The sequence below is a fragment of the Geodermatophilus sabuli genome (assembly GCF_900215145.1).
Classification (GTDB): domain Bacteria; phylum Actinomycetota; class Actinomycetes; order Mycobacteriales; family Geodermatophilaceae; genus Geodermatophilus; species Geodermatophilus sabuli.
Genome location: NZ_OBDO01000002.1, coordinates 485,780 through 505,653 on the forward strand (window position 1 = coordinate 485,780; position 19,874 = coordinate 505,653).

At 75.2% G+C, this 19,874-nt stretch carries 16 protein-coding genes; 11 read left to right on the forward strand and 5 right to left on the reverse strand.

Translation table 11 applies throughout. The features are described 5' to 3' along the window. The first annotated feature begins 73 nt into the window (after positions 1-73). Positions 74-1,801, forward strand: coding sequence for a reprolysin-like metallopeptidase (locus tag CRP39_RS07965; RefSeq protein WP_143426588.1), 1,728 nt, complete (start codon positions 74-76; stop codon positions 1,799-1,801). Positions 1,802-1,877: 76 nt separating this feature from the next. Beyond that, positions 1,878-4,001, forward strand: coding sequence for a zinc metalloprotease (locus tag CRP39_RS07970; RefSeq protein ID WP_143426589.1), 2,124 nt, complete (start codon positions 1,878-1,880; stop codon positions 3,999-4,001). A 30-nt stretch (positions 4,002-4,031) separates the two neighbouring features. Here the strand turns inward: CRP39_RS07970 and CRP39_RS07975 are convergent, their stop codons facing one another. The 4 genes from CRP39_RS07975 to CRP39_RS07990 all read right to left on the reverse strand — a co-directional run bounded on the left by CRP39_RS07975 (position 4,032) and on the right by CRP39_RS07990 (position 8,380). Continuing rightward, positions 4,032-5,795 carry an acetyl/propionyl/methylcrotonyl-CoA carboxylase subunit alpha gene (locus CRP39_RS07975; RefSeq protein WP_097205808.1) on the reverse strand — a complete coding sequence of 588 codons (1,764 nt, stop codon included), beginning with the start codon at positions 5,793-5,795 and terminating at the stop codon, positions 4,032-4,034. A 50-nt stretch (positions 5,796-5,845) separates the two neighbouring features. Then, on the reverse strand, positions 5,846-6,454 hold the full coding sequence (locus CRP39_RS07980) for a Maf family protein (RefSeq protein WP_097205809.1): 609 nt from the start codon (positions 6,452-6,454) through the stop codon (positions 5,846-5,848). After that, positions 6,451-6,678, reverse strand: coding sequence for an acyl-CoA carboxylase subunit epsilon (locus CRP39_RS07985; protein ID WP_097205810.1), 228 nt, complete (start codon positions 6,676-6,678; stop codon positions 6,451-6,453). Before CRP39_RS07985 ends, CRP39_RS07980 begins: the two co-directional genes overlap by 4 nt. Positions 6,679-6,751: 73 nt before the next feature. Continuing rightward, on the reverse strand, positions 6,752-8,380 hold the full coding sequence (locus CRP39_RS07990) for an acyl-CoA carboxylase subunit beta (RefSeq protein WP_097205892.1): 1,629 nt from the start codon (positions 8,378-8,380) through the stop codon (positions 6,752-6,754). Positions 8,381-8,450: 70 nt separating this feature from the next. Here CRP39_RS07990 and CRP39_RS07995 point away from each other — a divergent pair, with 70 nt between their 5' ends. From CRP39_RS07995 to CRP39_RS08015, 5 genes are all read left to right on the forward strand, one after another. Beyond that, positions 8,451-9,293: a biotin--[acetyl-CoA-carboxylase] ligase gene (locus tag CRP39_RS07995; protein WP_097205811.1), complete on the forward strand. Its 843-nt coding sequence runs from the start codon at positions 8,451-8,453 to the stop codon at positions 9,291-9,293. Between the two features lie 126 nt (positions 9,294-9,419). Next, positions 9,420-10,682, forward strand: coding sequence for an acyltransferase family protein (locus CRP39_RS08000; protein WP_172442333.1), 1,263 nt, complete (start codon positions 9,420-9,422; stop codon positions 10,680-10,682). Positions 10,683-10,748: 66 nt separating this feature from the next. Beyond that, positions 10,749-11,306 carry a PH domain-containing protein gene (locus CRP39_RS08005; protein ID WP_097205813.1) on the forward strand — a complete coding sequence of 186 codons (558 nt, stop codon included), beginning with the start codon at positions 10,749-10,751 and terminating at the stop codon, positions 11,304-11,306. 80 nt (positions 11,307-11,386) lie between these two features. Continuing rightward, entirely contained in the window at positions 11,387-12,550 is a 1,164-nt protein-coding gene (locus CRP39_RS08010) for an exonuclease SbcCD subunit D (RefSeq protein ID WP_097205814.1), read from the forward strand. Continuing rightward, entirely contained in the window at positions 12,547-15,507 is a 2,961-nt protein-coding gene (locus CRP39_RS08015) for an AAA family ATPase (protein WP_097205815.1), read from the forward strand. Before CRP39_RS08010 ends, CRP39_RS08015 begins: the two co-directional genes overlap by 4 nt. 64 nt (positions 15,508-15,571) lie before the next feature. Here CRP39_RS08015 and CRP39_RS08020 read toward each other — a convergent pair whose 3' ends face one another. Continuing rightward, a complete protein-coding gene (locus CRP39_RS08020; RefSeq protein WP_097205816.1) occupies positions 15,572-16,027 on the reverse strand; it encodes a GtrA family protein in 456 nt (151 codons plus the stop codon). Positions 16,028-16,087: 60 nt separating this feature from the next. Here CRP39_RS08020 and CRP39_RS08025 point away from each other — a divergent pair, with 60 nt between their 5' ends. The 4 genes from CRP39_RS08025 to CRP39_RS08040 are packed head-to-tail and all read left to right on the forward strand — an operon-like array spanning position 16,088 to position 19,864. Then, positions 16,088-16,891 (forward strand): SGNH/GDSL hydrolase family protein, encoded by an 804-nt coding sequence (locus tag CRP39_RS08025; RefSeq protein WP_097205817.1) that lies wholly within the window; start codon positions 16,088-16,090, stop codon positions 16,889-16,891. A 22-nt stretch (positions 16,892-16,913) separates the two neighbouring features. Continuing rightward, positions 16,914-18,119, forward strand: a complete 1,206-nt coding sequence (locus tag CRP39_RS08030) for a 5-(carboxyamino)imidazole ribonucleotide synthase (RefSeq protein WP_097205818.1) — start codon at positions 16,914-16,916, stop codon at positions 18,117-18,119. A gap of 23 nt (positions 18,120-18,142) precedes the next feature. Next, positions 18,143-18,658, forward strand: a complete 516-nt coding sequence (purE, locus tag CRP39_RS08035; protein ID WP_245853670.1) for a 5-(carboxyamino)imidazole ribonucleotide mutase — start codon at positions 18,143-18,145, stop codon at positions 18,656-18,658. 48 nt (positions 18,659-18,706) lie between these two features. Continuing rightward, the gene (locus tag CRP39_RS08040) at positions 18,707-19,864 is read left to right on the forward strand and encodes an acyl-CoA dehydrogenase family protein (RefSeq protein ID WP_097205819.1); all 1,158 of its coding nucleotides are present in this window, start codon (positions 18,707-18,709) and stop codon (positions 19,862-19,864) included. Positions 19,865-19,874 lie beyond the last annotated feature (10 nt).

Below are 19,874 nucleotides of genomic sequence, written 5' to 3' on the forward strand. Positions count from 1 at the left end.
ATGGGACAGGGCGTTCGACTGGATCCTGCGGATCCGGTGCCGACAGGGGCGCCGGCCGCCGATGTCGGAGGGGATGCGCCCCGACCGGAAGTCCCCCGCCGCCCGCCGCCCCCTCCGGGCGCTGGCCGGCGTGGCGACCGCGGTCGCCGTCTCCCTGGCGCTGCCGCCCGCGGTCGCGCAGGCCGACCAGCCGGACGCTGCCGGGGCGCAGACCGTCGTCGGCGAGCTCGTGCAGACCTGGGCGGAGGCGGGGCCGGCCGGGCACGCCGCGGACGACGCGCCGGCGGCCGAGCACGCCCCGCTGACCTGGGTCGAGGGTGCCGACGGCGAGGCCGTGCGGATCCCCACGGAGGCCGCCGCGGGGCTCCCCGTCGGTGCCACCGTCGAGGTCACCGTCGGCGGACAGCTGACCGACCCCGCCGCAGAGCAGGGCATCGAGCCCGCGCACGACCTGCTGGAGGCCGCGCTGCTGCGGTCCGGTCCCGGGGCCGAGGGCACGCCGGGCGGGGCGCTCACCAACGAGGTCACGGTGGTGCGGGTCCTGCCGCCCGGCGGCCAGGAGGACGGCACGTCGCTGGAGCAGCTGGTGTCGGTCGTCGACGACGAGGTCGCCGGGTTCTGGTCCGAGCAGACCGACGGCGGCATCCGGCTCGGCGTCACCGCGACCGCCCCCGGCTGGGTGCAGGCGACGGTGGACTGCTCGACGCCGACGCTGCTGTGGAACGAGGTCGCCGCCGCCGTCGGTTTCAGGGACGGCCCGGGGCGGCACCTGCTCCTGTACCTGGCCGACTCGGCCGGCACCGACTGCGCCTACGCCATGGGTGAGGTCGGCGCGGGACCGGGCGCCGGCGGCCGGCTGTACGTCAGCGACCTCCTGCCGTCGGTCATCGCCCACGAGCTGGGCCACAACTTCGGGCTGGGCCACTCCTCGGGGCACCAGTGCGACGGTGCGGTCGAGGGCGGCACCTGCCGCACCACGGCCTACCGCGACTACTACGACGTCATGGGGGCCTCCTGGGACCGGCTCGGCGCCCTCAACGCCCCCCAGGCGGCCACCCTCGGCGTGCTGCCGCCGTCGGCCCAGGTGGCACTGCCGGCGGACGGCGCGACGACGACCCTCACCCTCGCCCCGCTGGCCGGGCGCACCGGGACCCGCGCCGTCCGGATCGCCGACCCCGAGGGGGGTGCCTACTGGCTGGAGTACCGCGCCGCCGCCGGCCGGGACGGCTGGCTCGACTCCGGGGACAACCGCTTCATGCTGCAGTCCGGCGTGCTGCTGCACCGCACCGGCGCGATGCCGGACACCTCGCTGCTGCTCGACGGGACGCCCGCGGCCGCGGCGTCGTGGCTCGGCGACCTGCAGGCCGCGCTGGTGCCCGGCGTGCCGGTGTCCCTCTCGGGCGGCGACGTCACCGTCACCGTCACCGACCTCGGGGCCGGTGCCGCCACGGTCGCGGTCACCACGACCGCCCGCGCCGTTCCGCGGAGCGCGGCACCCGCGCCGGCCCACCCACGGGTGCTGGCCGGCTCGACGCCGGAGACCTCCGACAGCGCTGCCGATGCGCCCGCCGCGGGCGACGACGTCCCCGGTGGACCGCCGGCTGCTCCGGTGCCCGCAGGAGACCCGGTCGCCGGGGCGAGTCCGGCGGGCGTGCTGCAGGCCGAGTTGTCCGAGGTGACCGTGCAGACCTCGACCGGGAACCGCGGCGGGTCCCTCGTGCTCGCCGCCGCGGGCCTCGCCGTCACGGCGCTCGCCGGCGCGACGGTCGCGCGGCTGCGCAGGGTCCGCCGGGGTGCCTGACACGACGGTCCCCTCCAGTTCCCCCGCGTCCGTGCCGATGCGGGTGGAGTCCCCGCCCACCGCCTGGAGTCCGACCGTGACCGCTCGCCGCCGTCCCCCCACCCGGCTGCTCGTGCTCGCCACCGCAGCGGCCGCCGTCCTGCCGGTCCTCCCCGCCCTGCCGGCGGCCGCGGACGACGCGGCTCCCCGCGGTGAGACCGTCGTCGGCGAACTGGTGCAGGCCTGGCCGGAACCCGCCTCCCCCGGCGCGGCCGTCCGCCACGCCGACGAGGGGCCGCTCAGCTGGATCGAGACGGCGCCGGGCGAGGCCGTCCGGGTGCCGACCGACGACGTCGACCACCTGCCCGTCGGCGCCACGGTGGAGGTGGTCGTCGGGGAGCCGGTGGCCGACCGGACGCCGGCTGCGGCGGCCCTGGAACCGGCCGTGGAGGTGCTCGCCGCCGACGTCGTGGCGGCCGCGCCGGCCGCTCCACGGGTGGCCGCGGCGGACGGCGTCACCAACGCCGTCACCGTCGTCATGGTGCTGCCCCCGGGGTCGGCGCCGGACGCGACGAGCCTGGCGGACCTGGTCTCGGCGGTCGACGGTCCCGTGGCCGACTTCTGGGCCCGGCAGAGCGACGGCGCCCTCCGGCTCCGCGTCACCGGCTCGTCGGGGTGGTTGCCCACCTCCGCCGGGTGCGACTCCCCCTACGCGCTGTGGAACGAGGCGGCCGCCCGCGTCGGGTGGCGCGGCGGCCCCGGCCAGCACCTGTTGGTCCACCTGCCGTCGACGGCGGGCGGCTGCTCCGCGGGACTGGCCGAGGTCGGGAGTTCGATCTCCTCCGGGGGCCGGCTCTACGTGCGCGGCACGGCCACCTCCGTGCTGGCGCACGAGCTCGGGCACAACTTCGGCCTCGGACACGCCTCCCAGCTGCAGTGCGACGGTGCCGTGGAGACAGGCGCGTGCCGGGTCGCCGGGTACGCCGACTGGTACGACGTCATGGGGGTCTCCTGGGACCAGCTCGGCTCGCTCGGCGCACCGCACGCCGCCCGGCTCGGGCTGCTGCCGCCGGGGGCGGTGCCCACGGTCTCCGCCGCGGCACCCGCCGGGCAGTTCCTGCTCTCGCCGTTGGGGGCCCGCACGGGGTCCCGGGCGGTGCGCCTGCTCGACGGCGACGGTGACGAGTACTGGCTGGAGTACCGGTCGGCGACCGGCCAGGACAGCTGGCTGGGGACGGCGGCCAACCGTCGCCGGCTCGAGTCCGGTGTCGTGCTCCGGCTCGCTCGCGACGGCAACGACACCTCCCTGCTCCTCGACGCGACGCCGTCGCGGACCGCGCTCTGGGCCGGCGACGTGGCCGTGGCGCTGCCCGCCGGCGGCGCTCCGGTGTCGTTCGGGGACGCGCGGTTCACCGTCCGGGTGCTGGAGGCGACCGGGTCAGGGGCGCGGATCCAGGTCGAGACCGGGCAGGCGGGTCCGGTGTCGGCTCCTCCAGGGACCGGCGGGACCGGCGGGACCGGCGGGATCGGGGGGACGGGGAGCACGTACTTCCTGAACGACCGGTTCACCGGGGTGGCCAACCGTGTCTTCCACTACGGCGGCCCGGCCGACGACGTGCTCGTCGGTGACTGGAACGGCGACGGGGTGGACACCCTCACGGTCCGCCGGGGGAACACCTTCCACGTCCGCGAGCAGAACACCAGTGGTGCCGCCGACCACGTCTTCGCGTACGGGGACCCCGGCGACGCGGTCCTGGTGGGGGACTGGGACGGCGACGGCCGGGACACGCTCGCGGTGCGCCGGGGCAACCGCTACTTCGTCACGAACTCCGTGCGGACCGGGGCGGCCGACGTCGTGATCACCTACGGCGACCCGGGGGACGTCGTCCTGGTGGGGGACTGGGACGGTGACGGCGCGGACAGCCTGACGGTGCGGCGGGGCGCGTACTACCACGTGAAGAACGGGCTGAGCACCGGCGTGGCCGACAGCACCTTCGGCTACGGCGAGCCGCAGGACACCGTGCTGGTGGGTCGCTGGGGCGCGGGTCAGCGCGGCGACACGCTGGCCGTCCGGCGGGGCGCGGTCTACCACCTGCGGTTCAGCCTCACCTCGGGCGTCGCGGACCTCCAGGCGGCCTACGGCGACCCCGCGGACACCGCCTTCTCCGGCGACTGGGACGCCGACGGCGTGGACACCCTCGGGGTCCGGCGTCCCGGCTGAGGGCCTGGGACGTCGGACCGCGGGAGCGCGCTACCCGGCGTCGGCGATCGTGCAGATCACCGCGCCGCTGCTGACCGAGGCGCCGACCTCGGCGGCGAGGTCGGTGACCACGCCGGCCTTGTGGGCGGGGATGGGCTGCTCCATCTTCATCGCCTCGAGGACGACGACCAGATCGCCGGCGGCCACGGTGGCCCCCTCCTCGACCGCGACCTTGACGATCGTCCCCTGCATCGGGCTGGTCAGGGCGTCGCCGGAGGCCGCCGAGCCGCCGTGCCCGCCGCCCCGCTTGCGCGGCTTGGCGCCCCCGGCCGCGGCGGGTGCGCCGCCACCGCCGGCGGCCAGGCCGGCGGGCAGCGACACCTCCAGCCGCCGTCCGCCGACCTCGACGACGACGGTCTGCCGCGGCTCGGCCTCCTCATGCCCGGCCGGGGCGGCGTCGTACGGCGGGACCTGGTTGTCCCACCCGGTCTCGATCCAGCGGGTGTGCACCGTGAACGGCTCGCTGGTGAACGCCTCGTCCCGGACCACGGCCCGGTGGAAGGGGATCACCGTCGGCATGCCCTCGACGACCAGCTCGTCCAGCGCGCGGCGGGCCCGCTGCAGCGCCTCCTCCCGGGTGGCACCGGTGACGATGAGCTTGGCCAGCATCGAGTCGAACGCACCGGCCACCTCACCGCCGGTCTCCACCCCGGAGTCCCAGCGCACGCCGGGCCCCTGCGGGATCTCCAGCCGGGTCACCGGGCCGGGCGCGGGCATGAAGTTGCGCCCGGCGTCCTCGGCGTTGATCCGGAACTCGATGCTGTGCCCGCGCGGGGTGGGGTCCTCGGTGATGTCCAGCGGCAGGCCCTCGGCGATCCGGAACTGCTGGCGGACCAGGTCGATGCCGGAGGTCTCCTCCGACACCGGGTGCTCCACCTGCAGCCGGGTGTTGACCTCCAGGAAGGAGATCGAGCCGTCGGCGCCGACCAGGTACTCCACCGTGCCGGCGCCGTGGTACCCGGCCTCCGCGCAGATCGCCTTCGCCGAGGAGTGGATGCGCTCGCGCTGCTCGTCGGTGAGGAACGGCGCCGGCGCCTCCTCGACCAGCTTCTGGTTGCGCCGCTGCAGCGAGCAGTCGCGGGTGCCGACGACGACGACGTTGCCGTGGGTGTCGGCCAGCACCTGGGCCTCGACGTGCCGCGGCTGGTCCAGGAACCGCTCGACGAAGCACTCACCGCGGCCGAACGCCGAGACCGCCTCGCGGACGGCGGAGTCGAACAGGTGCGGGATCTCCTCCATGGTGCGGGCCACCTTCAGCCCGCGCCCGCCGCCGCCGAAGGCCGCCTTGATGGCCACCGGCAGCCCGTGCTCCTCGGCGAACGCGACGACCTCGTCGGCGCCGGAGACCGGGTCCTTGGTGCCCGGGACGAGGGGCGCGCCGGCCTTGGTGGCGATGTGGCGGGCCTGCACCTTGTCACCGAGGGCGATGATCGACTCGGGGGACGGGCCGATCCAGGTCAGCCCGGCCTCGAGAACGGCGCGGGCGAAGTCGGCGTTCTCCGACAGGAAGCCGTACCCGGGGTGGATCGCGTCGGCGCCGGACTGCCGGGCGGCGTCGAGGATCTTGTCTATCACCAGGTAGGAGTCGCCGGGCGTCGTCCCCCCGAGCGCGAACGCCTCGTCGGCCGTCCGCACGTGCAGCGCGTCCCGGTCGGGTTCGGCGTAGACGGCGACGCTGGTCAGCCCGGCGTCCTTGCAGGCGCGGGCGACGCGCACCGCGATCTCGCCTCGGTTGGCGATCAGGACCTTCTGCACCGGTGTTCTCCTCGGGGTCGGACTCTGTGGAGCTGGCTGCGCGAACGGGTTCAGCGGCGCCAGAGGTCGGTGATGGCCAGGCCGCGCCGGGCCAGCTGCGTGCGCAGCGTGGCCAGCGAGAGGCCGACGACGGCGGCGGGGTCGCCGTCCACCCGGCGGACGAACGGCGCACCGAGCCCGTCGAGGGTGAAGGCGCCGGCCACGGCGAGGGGCTCGCCGGTGGCCAGGTAGGCCTCGATCTCCTGGGGCGTCGGGTCGGCGAAGTGCACCACGGTGGAGACGACGGCGACGTCGCGGCCGAGCACCTGACCGTCGCGGACGTCGAAGAGCGCCTGGCCGGTGTGCAGCACGCCGCTCCTGCCGCTCATCCGCTGCCAGCGGTCGCGGGCCTCCTGGACGTCGGTCGGCTTGCCCATGGGCTGGCCCCGGAACTCCAGCAGCGAGTCGGCGCCGATGACGAGGGCGTCGGTCTCCAGCCGCGCGACCGCGGTGGCCTTCGCCGCGGCCAGCAGGGCCACCCGCTCGCCCACCCGAGGCGCCCGCACGGCCGCCTCGTCGATGTCGCTGACGACGACCTCGGGGGCCAGCCCCGCCTGCCGCAGCAGCGCCAGCCGCGCCGGCGACGCCGACGCGAGCACCAGCCGACGGTCCACGCTCATGCCGACCTCCCGGAGGCGCGCCAGCCGCCGGGGCCGGGACGCAGTGCTGTGCGATGACGGTCCCCGAAGGACGCCCACGCCCCGACCGGTGTCGGCCGGCGCCGGGTCCGCCGCTGGGAGAGGGCGGCGACGACGACGGTGAGCGCGGCGAGCTCCTCGGCGGTGGGCTCGCCCCGGACCACCCGCAGCAGCGGGGGGCGCGGCTCGGACGCGGACTCGGACATCACAGTGTCGTCCCTCGGTCCGCGAGGCTGGTCGCCGGCGCTCCTCGGTGCTGGCGCTCCCTGCGATGCTCGCTCACAGGGGGATGTTCCCGTGCTTCTTGGGCGGGAGCGTCTGCCGCTTGTTGGCGAGCAGGCGCAGCGCCCGCGTGACCTGCACGCGGGTGTGCGACGGCCGGATCACCATGTCCACGTACCCGCGGTCGGCCGCGATGTACGGCGAGAGCAGCGCGTCCTCGTACTCGGTGATGAGCTCGGCACGGCGGGTCTCGGGGTCGTCGGCCTCGGCCAGCTCCTTGCGGTACAGGATGTTGACCGCGCCCTGGGCGCCCATGACCGCGATCTGCGCTGTCGGCCAGGCCAGGTTGAGGTCCGCGCCCAGGTGCTTGGAGCCCATGACGTCGTAGGCGCCGCCGTAGGCCTTGCGGGTGATCACGGTGATCTTGGGGACGGTGGCCTCGGCGTAGGCGTAGATCAGCTTGGCGCCGCGCCGGATGATCCCCTCCCACTCCTGCGAGGTGCCGGGCAGGAAGCCGGGGACGTCGACGAAGGTCAGCACCGGGATGTTGAAGGCGTCGCAGGTGCGGACGAACCGGGCGGCCTTCTCGCTGGCGTCGATGTCGAGCGTGCCGGCGAACTGGGTGGGCTGGTTGGCCACCACGCCCACCGGCCGACCCTCCACGCGGCCGAAGCCGACGACGATGTTGGGCGCGAACAGCGCCTGCACCTCGAGGAACTCGCCGTCGTCCAGGACGTGCTGGATGACGGTGTGCATGTCGTACGGGGTGTTCGGCGAGTCCGGGATGAACGTGTCGAGCTCGAGGTCGTCGTCGGTGACCCCCTCGGGGACGCCGACGTCCGCCGGCGGCACCTCCACCGCCGGGAGCGGGTCGAGGTTGTTGCTGGGCAGGTAGGACAGCAGCGCCTTGACGTAGTCCAGCGCGTCGGCCTCGTCCTCGGCCAGGTAGTGGGCCACCCCGGACTTGGTGTTGTGCGTGCGGGCGCCGCCGAGCTCCTCCAGGGTGACGTCCTCGCCGGTGACGGTCTTCACGACGTCCGGGCCGGTGATGAACATCTGGCTGGTCTGGTCGACCATCACGATGAAGTCGGTGAGGGCGGGGGAGTAGACGTGCCCGCCGGCCGCCGCCCCCATGACCAGCGAGATCTGCGGGATGACGCCCGAGGCGTGCACGTTGCGCCGGAAGATCTCGGCGTAAAGGCCGAGGGCGACCACGCCCTCCTGGATCCGCGCGCCGCCGCCCTCGTTGATGCCAATGACCGGGCAGCCGTTGCGCATCGCGAGGTCGAGGACCTTGACGATCTTCTCGCCGTAGACCTCCCCGAGGCTGCCGCCGAACACGGTGACGTCCTGGGAGAAGACGCAGACCGGGCGGCCGTCGACGGTGCCGTGGCCGGTGACCACGCCGTCGCCGAAGGGCCGCCGGGCCTCCATGCCGAAGTTGGTGGAGCGGTGCCGGGCGAACTCGTCGAGCTCGGTGAACGAGCCCGGGTCCAGCAGCGCCTCGATCCGCTCCCGGGCGGTCATCTTCCCGGCGGCGTGCTGTTTCTCGACCGCGCGCTCGGAGCCGGCGTGCGTGGCTTCCTGGACGCGCCGCTCGAAGTCGGCCAGCTTGCCGGCGGTCGTGTGGATGTCGACGTCGCCCGGCACGTGCTCGCCGGCGCCGTCCGCTTCGGCCGCGCTCACCGCGATCCGCTCCACTGCCGGCCGGGTCGCTCGCTGCGATGCTCGCTCACGAGTTCCGTAGCGTAGGGGAGTGCCCGAACCGTCGCCGTCCCGCTCCGTCGACCCGGACCGGCCGCCCCTCGACGCGGCGCGCGTGTCGGCCGCGCTCACGGCGGACAGCGGCCTGTGGCGCTCGCTGGAGGTGGTGGAGGAGGTCGGCTCCACCAACGCCGTCCTCGTGGCCGCCGCGGCCGAGGAGGCGCCGGAGGGCACCGTGCTCGTCGCCGAGCACCAGGCCGCCGGCCGCGGGCGCCTGGCCCGCACCTGGACCTCCCCGCCCCGCGCCGGCCTCACCGTCTCCCTGCTGCTGCGCCCGGACGTCCCGGCGGCCCGGCGGGGCTGGCTGCCGCTGCTGACCGGCGTCGCGCTCGCCGAGGCCGTCGCCGAGGTCCCCGGCGTCCGGGCCTCGCTCAAGTGGCCCAACGACCTGCTCGCCGCCGACGGTGCCAAGCTCGCCGGCATCCTGGCCGAGGTCGCCTCCGGTGCGGTCGTCGTGGGCGTCGGGCTCAACGTCTCCACCCACGCCGGCGAGCTGCCCGAGGGTGGCACCTCCCTGGCACTGGCCGCCGGGGCGCCGGTCGACCGCGCGGCGGTCCTGCTCCGGTTCCTGCGCGGGTTCGAGCGCCGCTACCTGGCCTGGGTGCAGGCCCTCGGTGACCCGGTCGGCTCGGGCCTGGCCCGCGACTACCTGGCGTGGTCCTCCACGGTCGGGACGCCGGTCGTCGTCACCCTCCCCGACGGCTCCAGCGTGGACGGCGTCGCGGAGGCGGTGGACTGGGACGGCCGGCTCGTCGTCCGGACGGCCGCGGGACGCCTGGAGCTCGCCTCGGGGGACGTCCGGCACGTGCGGGGAGCGTCGCCGGGACGCCTGTGACCCGTGGGGTCGGCGGGGTGGCGACGGCGGTGTCGGAGCCCGGACGGACGGGTCCGTTCGGTTAGCGTCCAACTACTGTTTGTAGGCGGTCGTTCACCGATCGCTGTGCGAGAAGGGCCGCCTCCCGTGACCGTTGCCAGTCCCAGCCACCTGACCGGCGGCGAGATCCGGTCGCTGACGGGGCTGCGCATCGTCGCCGCGCTCTGGGTCGTGGTCTTCCACTTCTCGTTCACGCCGGGGGACACCTACACCCGGTACTGGGAGCCGCTGCAGCCGCTCGTCCAGACCGGAGCGCTCGGCGTGGACCTCTTCTACGTGCTCAGCGGCTTCGTCATCACGCTCACCTACCTGGACAAGACGGGCCGCCGCCCCTCGGTCCGGCGGACGGTGGCCTTCTGGTGGGCTCGGGTGTGCCGGATCTGGCCGGTCTACGCGGTGGTCACCACGCTGTTCGGCGGCTGGATGCTCTACAAGGCCTCGCGGGTGACCGACGGCTTCATCGTCTGGCAGCACACCCAGCCGACCGTCGACCTGTGGCACTACCTCCAGCAGTTGCTCATGGTCCAGCTGTGGGGCCGGTCGACCTTCGACGGCTCCTCGTGGGTCGGGGCGGCCTGGTCGATCAGCGCGGAGTGGCTGGCCTACGTGGTCTTCCCGCTGGCGGTCCTCGTCCTGTGGCGGCTGCGCAACGCCCACCCGGCGGTGACCGGCGCGCTGGCCGTTGGCGCGATGCTGCCCTTCGCCTACACCTGCTTCACCACCGGTGAGCCCTACTTCCCGTGGAGCTGGGCGCTGCGGATCGGCGCCGGCTTCCTGGCCGGTGCGCTGACCTGCCTGGCCGTCCGCCGGATCCGCGTCACCCCGTGGGTCGAGCGCGTCGCCGCGGGCGTCGCGGTGCTGGCCGTGGTCGAGATCCTCGTCGGGCTGTGGTGGGGCCACTGGCGTGGCCAGGGGGTCGGGGAGTTCGGGGGCGTCGTCGTCCTGCTGTTCCCGGTCCTCGTGGGCGCTCTGGCGCTGTCCCGCAGCGGGCTCAGCCGGGTGCTCGCCACCGGGCCGATGGTGCACGGGGGGCGGATCTCCTACAGCCTCTACCTCGTCCACATCCCGGTCTTCGAGGTCTTCTGGACCCACATGGGCTGGACGCCGGCCATCGCGCCGGGCAGTGGTCTCGCCGGGTACCTCATCCCGCAGGTGCTGCTGGTCACCGTCGTCCTGGCGCACCTCTGCCACCGCTACCTGGAGGAGCCGGCGCGGCTCTTCCTGCGCCACCGTGGCCCCGGTCGCTGGGCCCGCGCGGACCGCTCGCGGCCGTCGGTGCAGCAGGCCGTCGTGCCGCAGCCCCGTGCGGAGCAGCCGGTCCCGGCATCCGCCGAGCACCAGCCGGCGTGACCGCGATCCACCGATGGCGTCGGCGCGCTGCGTGACGGTGCACCGACGGTCAGTCATCCTGGCGGGGTGCCCTACCCGGACAAGCTGCTGGCCGACGACGAAGAGGTCGTCCGGCACCTCCACCCGCACTGGCTGACGATCTCCTGGCCGATCGTGGCGTTCCTCCTCGTGGTCGGCGCCGCCACCTTCGCCGCGGCGCTGGTGCCCGACGGGGCGCAGCAGGGCGCCGTGCGGATGGCCATCGCCGGCGTCGCGCTCGCCCTGCTGGCGTGGTCCGTGCTGGTGCCGCTGCTGCGGTGGCGGACCACCCACTACGTCATCACCACGCACCGGCTGCTCTTCCGCCAGGGCGTGCTCGCCCGCAGCGGTCGCGACATCGGCCTGTCCCGCATCACCGACGTCTCCTACCGCCAGACGCTGTGGGAGCGGCTGATCAACTCCGGCACGCTGACCATCGAGTCGGCCGGCGACAGTGGCGCCACGGTGCTGCGGCGGATCCCCGACAGCGACGGGGTGCAGCAGCTGCTCAACCACATGATGGAGGAGGACGCCGACCGGCGGGCACGGGAGGCGGCCGGCTACCTCCACGGCTGGGAGACCGCCCAGCCGACCGCGCGGTTCTGACCGGCGGCCGCTCGCTGTGACGGGCCCGTCACGGCGCGCCTGGGCGGTTCTGTCAGTACCCCGACCTACCTTCTGCGCCCATGCGGCTGCTGCACACCTCCGACTGGCACATCGGCCGCTCCCTGCACGGCGCCGACCTGCTCCGTGAGCAGGAGGCGGTGCTCGGCGGCCTGGCCGACGTCGTGGTCGGCGAGTCCGTCGACGTCGTCGTCGTGGCCGGCGACGTGTACGACCGCGCGGTGCCCTCGGCCGACGCCACCGCGGTGCTCGACCGGGTCGTCGGCCGCCTGCTGCGCGCCGGCGCCACCGTCGTCCTCACCCCGGGCAACCACGACTCCGCGCGCCGCCTGGGCACCTTCTCCGGGCTGCTGTCCGTCGCGGGGCTGCACGTGCGGGCCGCCACCGACCGGCTCGACGAGCCGGTCCTGCTGCGTGACGAGCACGGCGACGTTGCCGTCTACGGGCTGCCCTACCTGGAGCCGGAGATCGCCCGGCACGAGCTGGCGGGCGGGCGGGACGCCGGCCTGGCGCGCAGCCACGAGGCGGTGCTCGCCGAGGCGATGGACCGGGTGCGCGCCGACCTCTTCCTCCGTCCCGGCACGCGGTCGGTGGTGCTGGCCCACGCGTTCGTCGGAGGTGGCGTGGCCAGCGACAGCGAACGCGACATCTGCGTCGGCGGCGTCGACCTGGTGCCCGCGGGGGTGTTCGACGGGGTCGACTACGTGGCCCTGGGGCATCTGCACCGGCCCCAGACGCTCAGCCCGCGGCTGCGCTACAGCGGCTCGCCCCTCGCCTACTCCTTCGGGGAGGCCGGCCAGCAGAAGCAGGCCTGGCTCGTCGACCTCGACGCCACCGGCCTGGCCGGGGTGCGTCCGCTGTTCCTGCCCACCCCCCGGCCGCTGACCGTGCTCACCGGCACCCTCGACGAGCTGCTCGCCGACCCGGCGCACACGGTCTTCGAGCAGCACTTCGTCTCCGCGAGGCTGACCGACGCCGCGCGCCCCGCCGACCCGATGCGGCAGTTGCGCAGCCGCTTCCCGCACTGCGTGCACCTGGAGTGGGCCGGCGGCGCGGCCGGCGGAGACGGACGCAGCTACCAGGAACGGTTGCGTGGCCGCAGCGACATCGACGTGGCCGGCGAGTTCGTCACCCACGTCCGCGGCGGGGTGGGCGCGACCGCCGCCGAGTGCGAGCTCCTGGCCCGGGCCCTGGGCGCCGAGGCCCGCGAGGAGGCGGCCCGGTGAGGCTGCACTCGCTCAGCCTGTCCGCCTTCGGCCCCTTCGCCGGCACCGAGACCGTCGACGTCGACGACGTCGCCCGTGACGGGCTGTTCCTGCTGTGGGGTCCCACCGGCGCGGGCAAGACGACGCTGCTGGACGCCGTCGTCTTTGCCCTCTACGGCACCGTCCCGGGTGCCCGCGGCGAGGAGAAGCGGCTGCGCAGCGACCACGCCGGCGCCGCCACCCGCACCGAGGTCTCCCTCGAGCTGACCCTCGCCGGGGAACGGCTGCTCGTGGTGCGCCGCCCGGAGCAGACCCGCCCGAAGAAGCGGGGCGTTGGCGAGACCACCGAGCAGGCCAAGCTGCTCGTCCAGCGCTGGGACGGCGGGACGTGGGAGCCGGTCAGCACGCGCATCGACGAGGGGTCGGAGTACCTCCGGGAGCGGCTGGGCCTCTCGGCCGAGCAGTTCTGCCAGGTGGTGCTCCTGCCGCAGGGCGACTTCGCCCGGTTCCTGCGGGCCGAACCCGAGGACCGCGCGCGCCTGCTGCGCACGCTCTTCGACGTCGGCCGGTTCGCCCGCGCCGAGGACTGGCTGGCCGCCGAGCGGCGCGCCGCCGAGGAGACGCTGCGCGCCGACCGCCACCGGATCAGCACGCTGCTGCACCGCGTCGCCCAGATCGCCGACGTCGACGTGCCCGAGGAGCTGGCCCCCGAACTGGTCGGGGCCCACCCCGGGACGACGGTCGGCTCCTGGGTGAATGCCGTCCGGGGACGTGCCGCCGCCCGGCAGACCCGCGCCGCTGCCGAGGCCGAGGCGGCCGCCGCTGCCGGCACCCGGCTGGACGCCGAGCTGGCCGACGCCCGCGCCGTGGCCGCGCGGCACGACCGCCGTGCCCGGGCGCGTGAGGAGCTGGCCCGGCTGGCCGAACGCGAGGAGCAGCTCACGCCGCTGCGCGCCCGTGCCGACGCCGGTCGCCGCGCCGAGGGTCTGCGCGACGTCCTGGACGCCGCCGCCCGCTCCGCGCGCGACGCGGGCACCGCGGCCACCGCACTGGCCTCGGCCCGGACCGCCTGGGCGGCGGTCTCCGACGGCCGCGACGCGGACCTCCTCCTCGCCCGGGAGCTGCGCGACGACGCGGCCACGGCCCGCGCCCTGGTGCCCGAGGCGGAGCGGGCGGACGGGCTGGTCCGCGAGCTGGCCCGCCTGGAGCGGGACGTCGAGGCGCTCACCGCCCGCTGCGACGAGGGTGCCCGCGCGGCACAGGCGTGGCCCGGCCGCGTCGCGGAGGCCCAGCAGCGGCTCGACGAGGCGCTGGCAGCGGCCGCGCAGCTGCCGGGGCTCACCGCGGCCGACGGGGCCGCCCGGACGGCGCTGGCCGCCGCGAACGCCGCCGAGCGCGTGGCCGCCGACCTCGACACGGCCCGCGCGGTGGCCGACGCCGCGCGGGTGGCATGGCTGGAGGCCCGGGAGGAGCTGGTCGAGCTGCGCGCCGCCCGGCTCGACGGGATGGCCGCCGAACTCGCGACCGGGCTGGTGCCGGGTGCCGACTGCCCCGTCTGTGGCGCCACCGAGCACCCCCGGCCGGCGCTGCCCACCGGCCGGGCCGTCTCCGCGGACGACGAGGAGCGGGCCCGCGCTGCCGCCGACGTCGCCGAGGCGCGGGCCGCCGCGACGCGGCAGGCGGCCGACGAGCGGGAGCGCGAGCTCGCCGTCCTCCGCGCGCGGGCCGCGGAGCTGCCGGTGGCGGAACTGGCCGTCCGCGCGGCCGAGGCCCGGGCCGCACTCGACGAGGTCGCCGCCCGAGCCGGGGCCGCCGGCGACGCCCGCCGGGCGCTGGCCGCGGCCGAGAGCGGCCGGGACGCCGCCGCGGCGGCGCTCGCCGCCGGCCGCGAGGAGCTGCAGCGGTGCACCACGGCGCGGGCGGCACGCGAGGAGGCCCTCCGCGAGCTGACCGCCCGGCTGGACGCCGCCCGTGGCACGGACGCCGACCTGCCCGCCCGGGTGCACCGGCTCACCACCGCGGCCGAGCGCTGCGAGGCGGTCGTCGGCGCCGAGGCCGAGGAGCTCCGCGCCCGCGCTGCCGCCGGGACCGCCCGGCGCACCGCGGCCGAGCGCGCCGCCGCCGCCGGGTTCCCCGACCTGCTCGACGCGGCCGGCGCCCTGCTGCGCAACGGTGAGCTCCCGGTCCTGGAACAGCGGATCCGCGAGCACGACGAGGCCCGTGCGGTCGCCGTCGCCGCCCTCGCCGACCCCGAGCTCACCGATCTGCCCGATCGCCCCGACCTGCCGGCCCTGCAGGAGCGGTGCGCGGCGCTCACCGCCCGCCGCGAGGAGGCGGTCGCCGCGCTCGACCAGGCCCGCCGGTGCGCCGGCGCCCTCGACGCACTGGCCGGTGAGGTGGTGGCCGCGGAGGTGGAGCTCGCCGAGCGGCGCGCCTGGGCCGGGCAGGTCACCGGTCTGGCCGACCTCGTCACCGGCCGCGGTGCCAACACGCTGCGGATGCGGCTGCAGTCCTTCGTGCTGGCCGCCCGGCTGGAGCAGGTCGCCGAGGTGGCCAGCCGGCGGTTGCAGGACATGTCCGGTGCCCGCTACACGTTCCTGCACAGCGACGCGCAGGGCCGGCACGGCGCCCGCGGCGGGCTCGGCCTCGACGTGTTCGACGAGTACACCGGCACCCGCCGGCCCACGAAGACCCTCTCCGGCGGGGAGAGCTTCATGGCCTCCCTCGCGCTGGCGCTCGGGCTGGCCGACGTCGTCACCGCCGAGGCCGGGGGCGTGCAGATGGACACGCTCTTCGTCGACGAGGGGTTCGGCACCCTGGACGCGCAGGCCCTCGACGCGGTGATGAACGTGCTCGACGAGCTGCGCCGCGGCGGGCGGACGGTCGGCGTCATCAGCCACCTCGAGGAGCTGCGCACCCGCATCCCGACCCGTCTCGAGGTCGTCGCCGGCCGGCACGGGTCCCGCCTGGCCGGGTGAACGCGCGCGGCCGGCCCTCCGGCGCGGCCACCCCGGCCGAGCCCGGTGCGACGCGGTCCGGGCCTCAGGTCGAAGGCGCGATCGCCGGGAACACCCAGCGGCGGTAGGCCAGGTAGCGGACGACGCTACCGATTCCGATCGAGACCACGTTCGCTGCCTGGAGGACCAGGGCGTGTTCCTGTCCCAGGGGGTAGCGGACGAACGCGACGATCGCCAGGCCGAGTCCCAGGGTCACGCCGTTGACCACGGCGAACAGGGGGTACTCGCGCCGCAGTCCCGTCCGGGCCCGGTGCGAGAAGGACCAGAAGCGGTGACCGAGGAACGCGGCCGTCATGGACACGAGGGTCGAGACCAGCTTGGCGGTCACCGCTCCGAGACCCGCCGAGGTGTACAGCAGCTGGAACAACCCGAGGTCGATCACGAAGCAGACCGCGCCGACGACGCCGAAGGCACCCAGCTCCTTGAGCAGCAGGCGCCACGCGGGGCGGACGCGGGAGCCGGCCGGCGGGTGTGCGGGCATGGCAGCAATCTACGGAGGCCGGCGACGGTGCACGGTACGTCCGGCGCGACACTTGCCCGCGTGACCACGACCCGCGCCCGCGGTGGGCCGGCCGGCGGCCGGCTCCGTCTGGTGGCCGCCGCGCTGGGTGTGCTGCTCGCCCTGCCGTCATGCGACGACGGAACCGCCGAGGGAGCTGCGCCGACGTCGGCCACCGCGACGTCGCCGGCTCCGGCCGCCCCGGCTGCGCCCTCCTCGACCGCGCCCGCTGCGTCCGCCCCGACCGGACCTCCGGCATCGGCGACGCCGGAGCCGTCGGAGTCCTCGGCCGGCACGGAGACCGCCTCCGGACTGCGGTTCGCGGTCGTCGGTGACTCGATCACAGCGGGCTTCGCGGCCGTCGAGGGGGCGACGGTGAACGACCGGAGCTCGTGGATCCCGTTCGCGGTGCAGCACCGGCGGCTGGACTTCGTCGGCGGCTACGCCGTTCCGGGCGCCACGACCGCGGTCATGCGGGACGGCGTCAGCCGCGTGGACGCCGACGTCCTCGTGGTGATGGGAGGCACCAACGACCTCGGCGAGGACGTGCCGTGGGAGGTGATCCGGGACAACCTGGTACAGATCGTCGAGATCGCAGGCGTGCCGACGGTCCTCCTCTCCGCCATCCCGCCCCGCGACGACGAGGCCACGGGGGTACTCCAGCTCAACGCGCAGTTGGCGGAGCTGGCGATCGAGCAGGGCTGGGGGTTCGTGGACCCGTGGTCGGGCATGTCGGACGACGGCAGCTGGATCGCGGGCGCCAGTGATGACGGCATCCACCCGGTCGAGCAGGTCGTCTCCCTGGTGGGGGAGCGACTGGCGGCCGCCATGTCGGGGTCCGGTTGACGCTGGTTACGCTCGCTGCACCATGGCATCCCGTCTCGACCCGCGCACCGGACTGCCCGTCGTCGCGATGGTCGGTGGCGGCCAGCTGGCCCGGATGACCCACCAGGCGGCGGTCGCCCTCGGCCAGTCGCTGCGCGTGCTCTCGATCGGTCCGGAGGAGTCCGCGGCGCTGGTCGCCGCCGACGTCCGCCTCGGTGACCACCGCGACCTCGACGCGCTGCTCGCCCTCGCCGAGGGCGCGACCGTGGTCACCTTCGACCACGAGCACGTCCCCACTGACCACCTGCACGCCCTCGAGGCCGCCGGTCACCGGGTCGCGCCCGGGCCGGACGCGCTGGTCCACGCCCAGGACAAGCTCGTGCTCCGGCGGGCACTCTCCGAGGCTGGCGAACCGCAGCCGGTGTGGGCCGAGGTGGCCTCCGTCGCCGACGTCGAGCAGTTCGGCGCCGCGCACGGCTGGCCCGTGGTGCTCAAGACGCCCCGCGGCGGCTACGACGGCAAGGGCGTCTTCGTCGTGGACGACGCTGACGCGGCCGCCGAGCTGGTCGAGCGGCACGGCACGCTCCTGGCCGAGGAGCGCGTGCCGATGGTGCGCGAGCTGGCGGCCGTCGTCGCCCGGTCCCCGTTCGGGCAGGTGGCGGTCTGGCCGGTGGTCGAGACGGTGCAGCGCGACGGCGTCTGCCACGAGGTGCTCGCTCCCGCCCCCGGTCTGGACGACGACCTCGCGACCGCCGCCCAGGAGCTCGCCGTCCGCGTCGCCGACCGCGTCGGGGTCGTCGGCGTGCTGGCCGTCGAGCTGTTCCAGACCGCCGACGCGGTGCTGGTCAACGAGCTGGCCATGCGGCCGCACAACTCCGGGCACTGGACCATCGAGGGTGCCCGCACCAGCCAGTTCGAGCAGCACCTGCGCGCCGTCCTGGACTACCCGCTGGGCGCCACGGCCATGACGGCGCCGGTCGTGGTGATGGCCAACGTCCTCGGAGGGCGCGCCGCCGAGGAGGGCTGGGCCGGGCCGGGGCTCGACGAGCGGGTGCACCACCTCATGGCGCACTGGCCCGACGTGAAGCTGCACTGGTACGGCAAGGGCCAGCGCCCCGGCCGCAAGCTCGGCCACGTGACCGCGCTGGGGGACGACCTCGACGAGGTGCGGGCCCGCGCGGTCGCCGCGGCCCGCTACCTCGCCGACGGCGAGATCGACCCCGCGTTCGCCTTCGACACCGAGCACTGAGAGCCCGAGCCCCGAGGAGCCCCGTGAGCAGCGCCCTGGACAGCCCCGTCGTCGGCATCGTCATGGGCAGCGACTCCGACTGGCCGATGATGGAGCCCGCGGCGGAGGCGCTCGCCGAGTTCGACCTCCCGTACGAGGCGCACGTCGTCTCCGCCCACCGCACCCCGCGCCGCATGCTCGACTACGCCGAGTCCGCCGCCGGCCGCGGTCTGCGGGTCGTCATCGCCGGTGCCGGGGGAGCGGCGCACCTCCCCGGCATGGTCGCGGCCGCGACGCCGCTGCCCGTGATCGGCGTCCCCCGCCCGCTGGACCGCCTCGACGGCCTGGACAGCCTGCTGTCGATCGTGCAGATGCCGGCCGGGGTGCCGGTGGCGACGGTGTCGATCGGGGGCGGACGCAACGCCGGGTTGCTCGCCGTCCGCATCCTGGCCGCGGCCGACCCGGAGCTGCGCGCCGCCGTGGAGCGTTTCCAGGCCGAGCTCGCCGACGCCGTCGTCGTCCGCGACGCCGCGCTGCAGGAGCGGCTCGCCTCCTCCTGAGGAGGCCGGTGCATCGTCTTCCGGGGCGCGACGTCCTACGATCTACCCGTGGGTAACAACGCCGGCGGGCTGTACGCGCTGACCGAGGAGCACGACGCGATCCGGGCCGCGGTCCGGGACATCGCCGAGCGGGAGATCGCGCCGCACGCGGCCGAGGTGGATGCCGAGTCCCGCTACCCGGTCGAGGCGCAGAAGGCGCTGACCGCGGCGGGCTTCCACGCCACCCACATCCCCGAGGCCTACGGCGGCGAGGGCGCGGACCCGATCGCGACCTGCATCGTCATCGAGGAGGTAGCCCGCGTCGACGCGTCCGCCTCGCTCATCCCGGCGGTCAACAAGCTGGGCTCGATGCCGATCATCCTGTCGGCGTCGGAGGAGCTCAAGCAGGCCGTGCTGCCCTCCATCGCCGCCGGTGAGGCGATGATCAGCTACGGCCTGTCCGAGCGGGAGGCCGGCTCGGACGCCGCCGCGATGAAGACCCGCGCCCGCCGCGAGGGCGACAGCTGGGTGCTCAACGGCACCAAGGCGTGGATCACCAACTCCGGGGTCTCCACCTGGTACACGGTCATGGCCGTCACCGACCCCGACAAGGGCGCCAACGGCATCTCCGCGTTCGTCGTCCACAAGGACGACCCGGGCTTCGCCGTCGGCCCCAAGGAACGCAAGATGGGCATCAAGGGCTCGCCCACCTGCGAGCTGTACTTCACCGACTGCACCATCCCGGCCGACCGCATCATCGGCGAGCCCGGCACCGGCTTCAAGACCGCGCTGCGGACACTGGACTTCACCCGTCCCACCATCGGCGCGCAGGCCGTGGGCATCGCCCAGGGCGCGCTGGACGCCGCGGTCGAGTACACCCGCGAGCGCAAGCAGTTCGGCAAGGCCGTCTCGGACTTCCAGGGCGTGCAGTTCATGCTCGCCGACATGATCATGCAGATCGAGGCCGCCCGGCACCTGGTCTACGTCGCCGCCGCCCGCGGGGAGAACGGCGGCCCGGACCTCGCCCGGCTGTGCGCCGCGGCCAAGGCGTTCGCCTCCGACGTCGCGATGAAGGTGACCACCGACGCCGTCCAGCTGTTCGGAGGGGCCGGGTACACGCAGGACTTCCCGGTCGAGCGGATGATGCGCGACGCCAAGATCACCCAGATCTACGAGGGCACCAACCAGATCCAGCGCATGGTGATCGCACGGAGTCTCCTGAAGTAGGACGTCGTCC

What these genes read in the sequence shown, in the direction of transcription:
- CRP39_RS08020 (WP_097205816.1), bottom strand. Translation starts at nt 16,027, where the DNA reads ATGCCCGCACACCCGCCGGCCGGCTCCCGCGTCCGCCCCGCGTGGCGC.
- CRP39_RS07965 (WP_143426588.1), top strand. Translation starts at nt 74, where the DNA reads ATGCGCCCCGACCGGAAGTCCCCCGCCGCCCGCCGCCCCCTCCGGGCG.
- CRP39_RS08010 (WP_097205814.1), top strand. Translation starts at nt 11,387, where the DNA reads ATGCGGCTGCTGCACACCTCCGACTGGCACATCGGCCGCTCCCTGCAC.
- CRP39_RS07985 (WP_097205810.1), bottom strand. Translation starts at nt 6,678, where the DNA reads ATGTCCGAGTCCGCGTCCGAGCCGCGCCCCCCGCTGCTGCGGGTGGTC.
- CRP39_RS08030 (WP_097205818.1), top strand. Translation starts at nt 16,914, where the DNA reads ATGGCATCCCGTCTCGACCCGCGCACCGGACTGCCCGTCGTCGCGATG.
- CRP39_RS07980 (WP_097205809.1), bottom strand. Translation starts at nt 6,454, where the DNA reads ATGAGCGTGGACCGTCGGCTGGTGCTCGCGTCGGCGTCGCCGGCGCGG.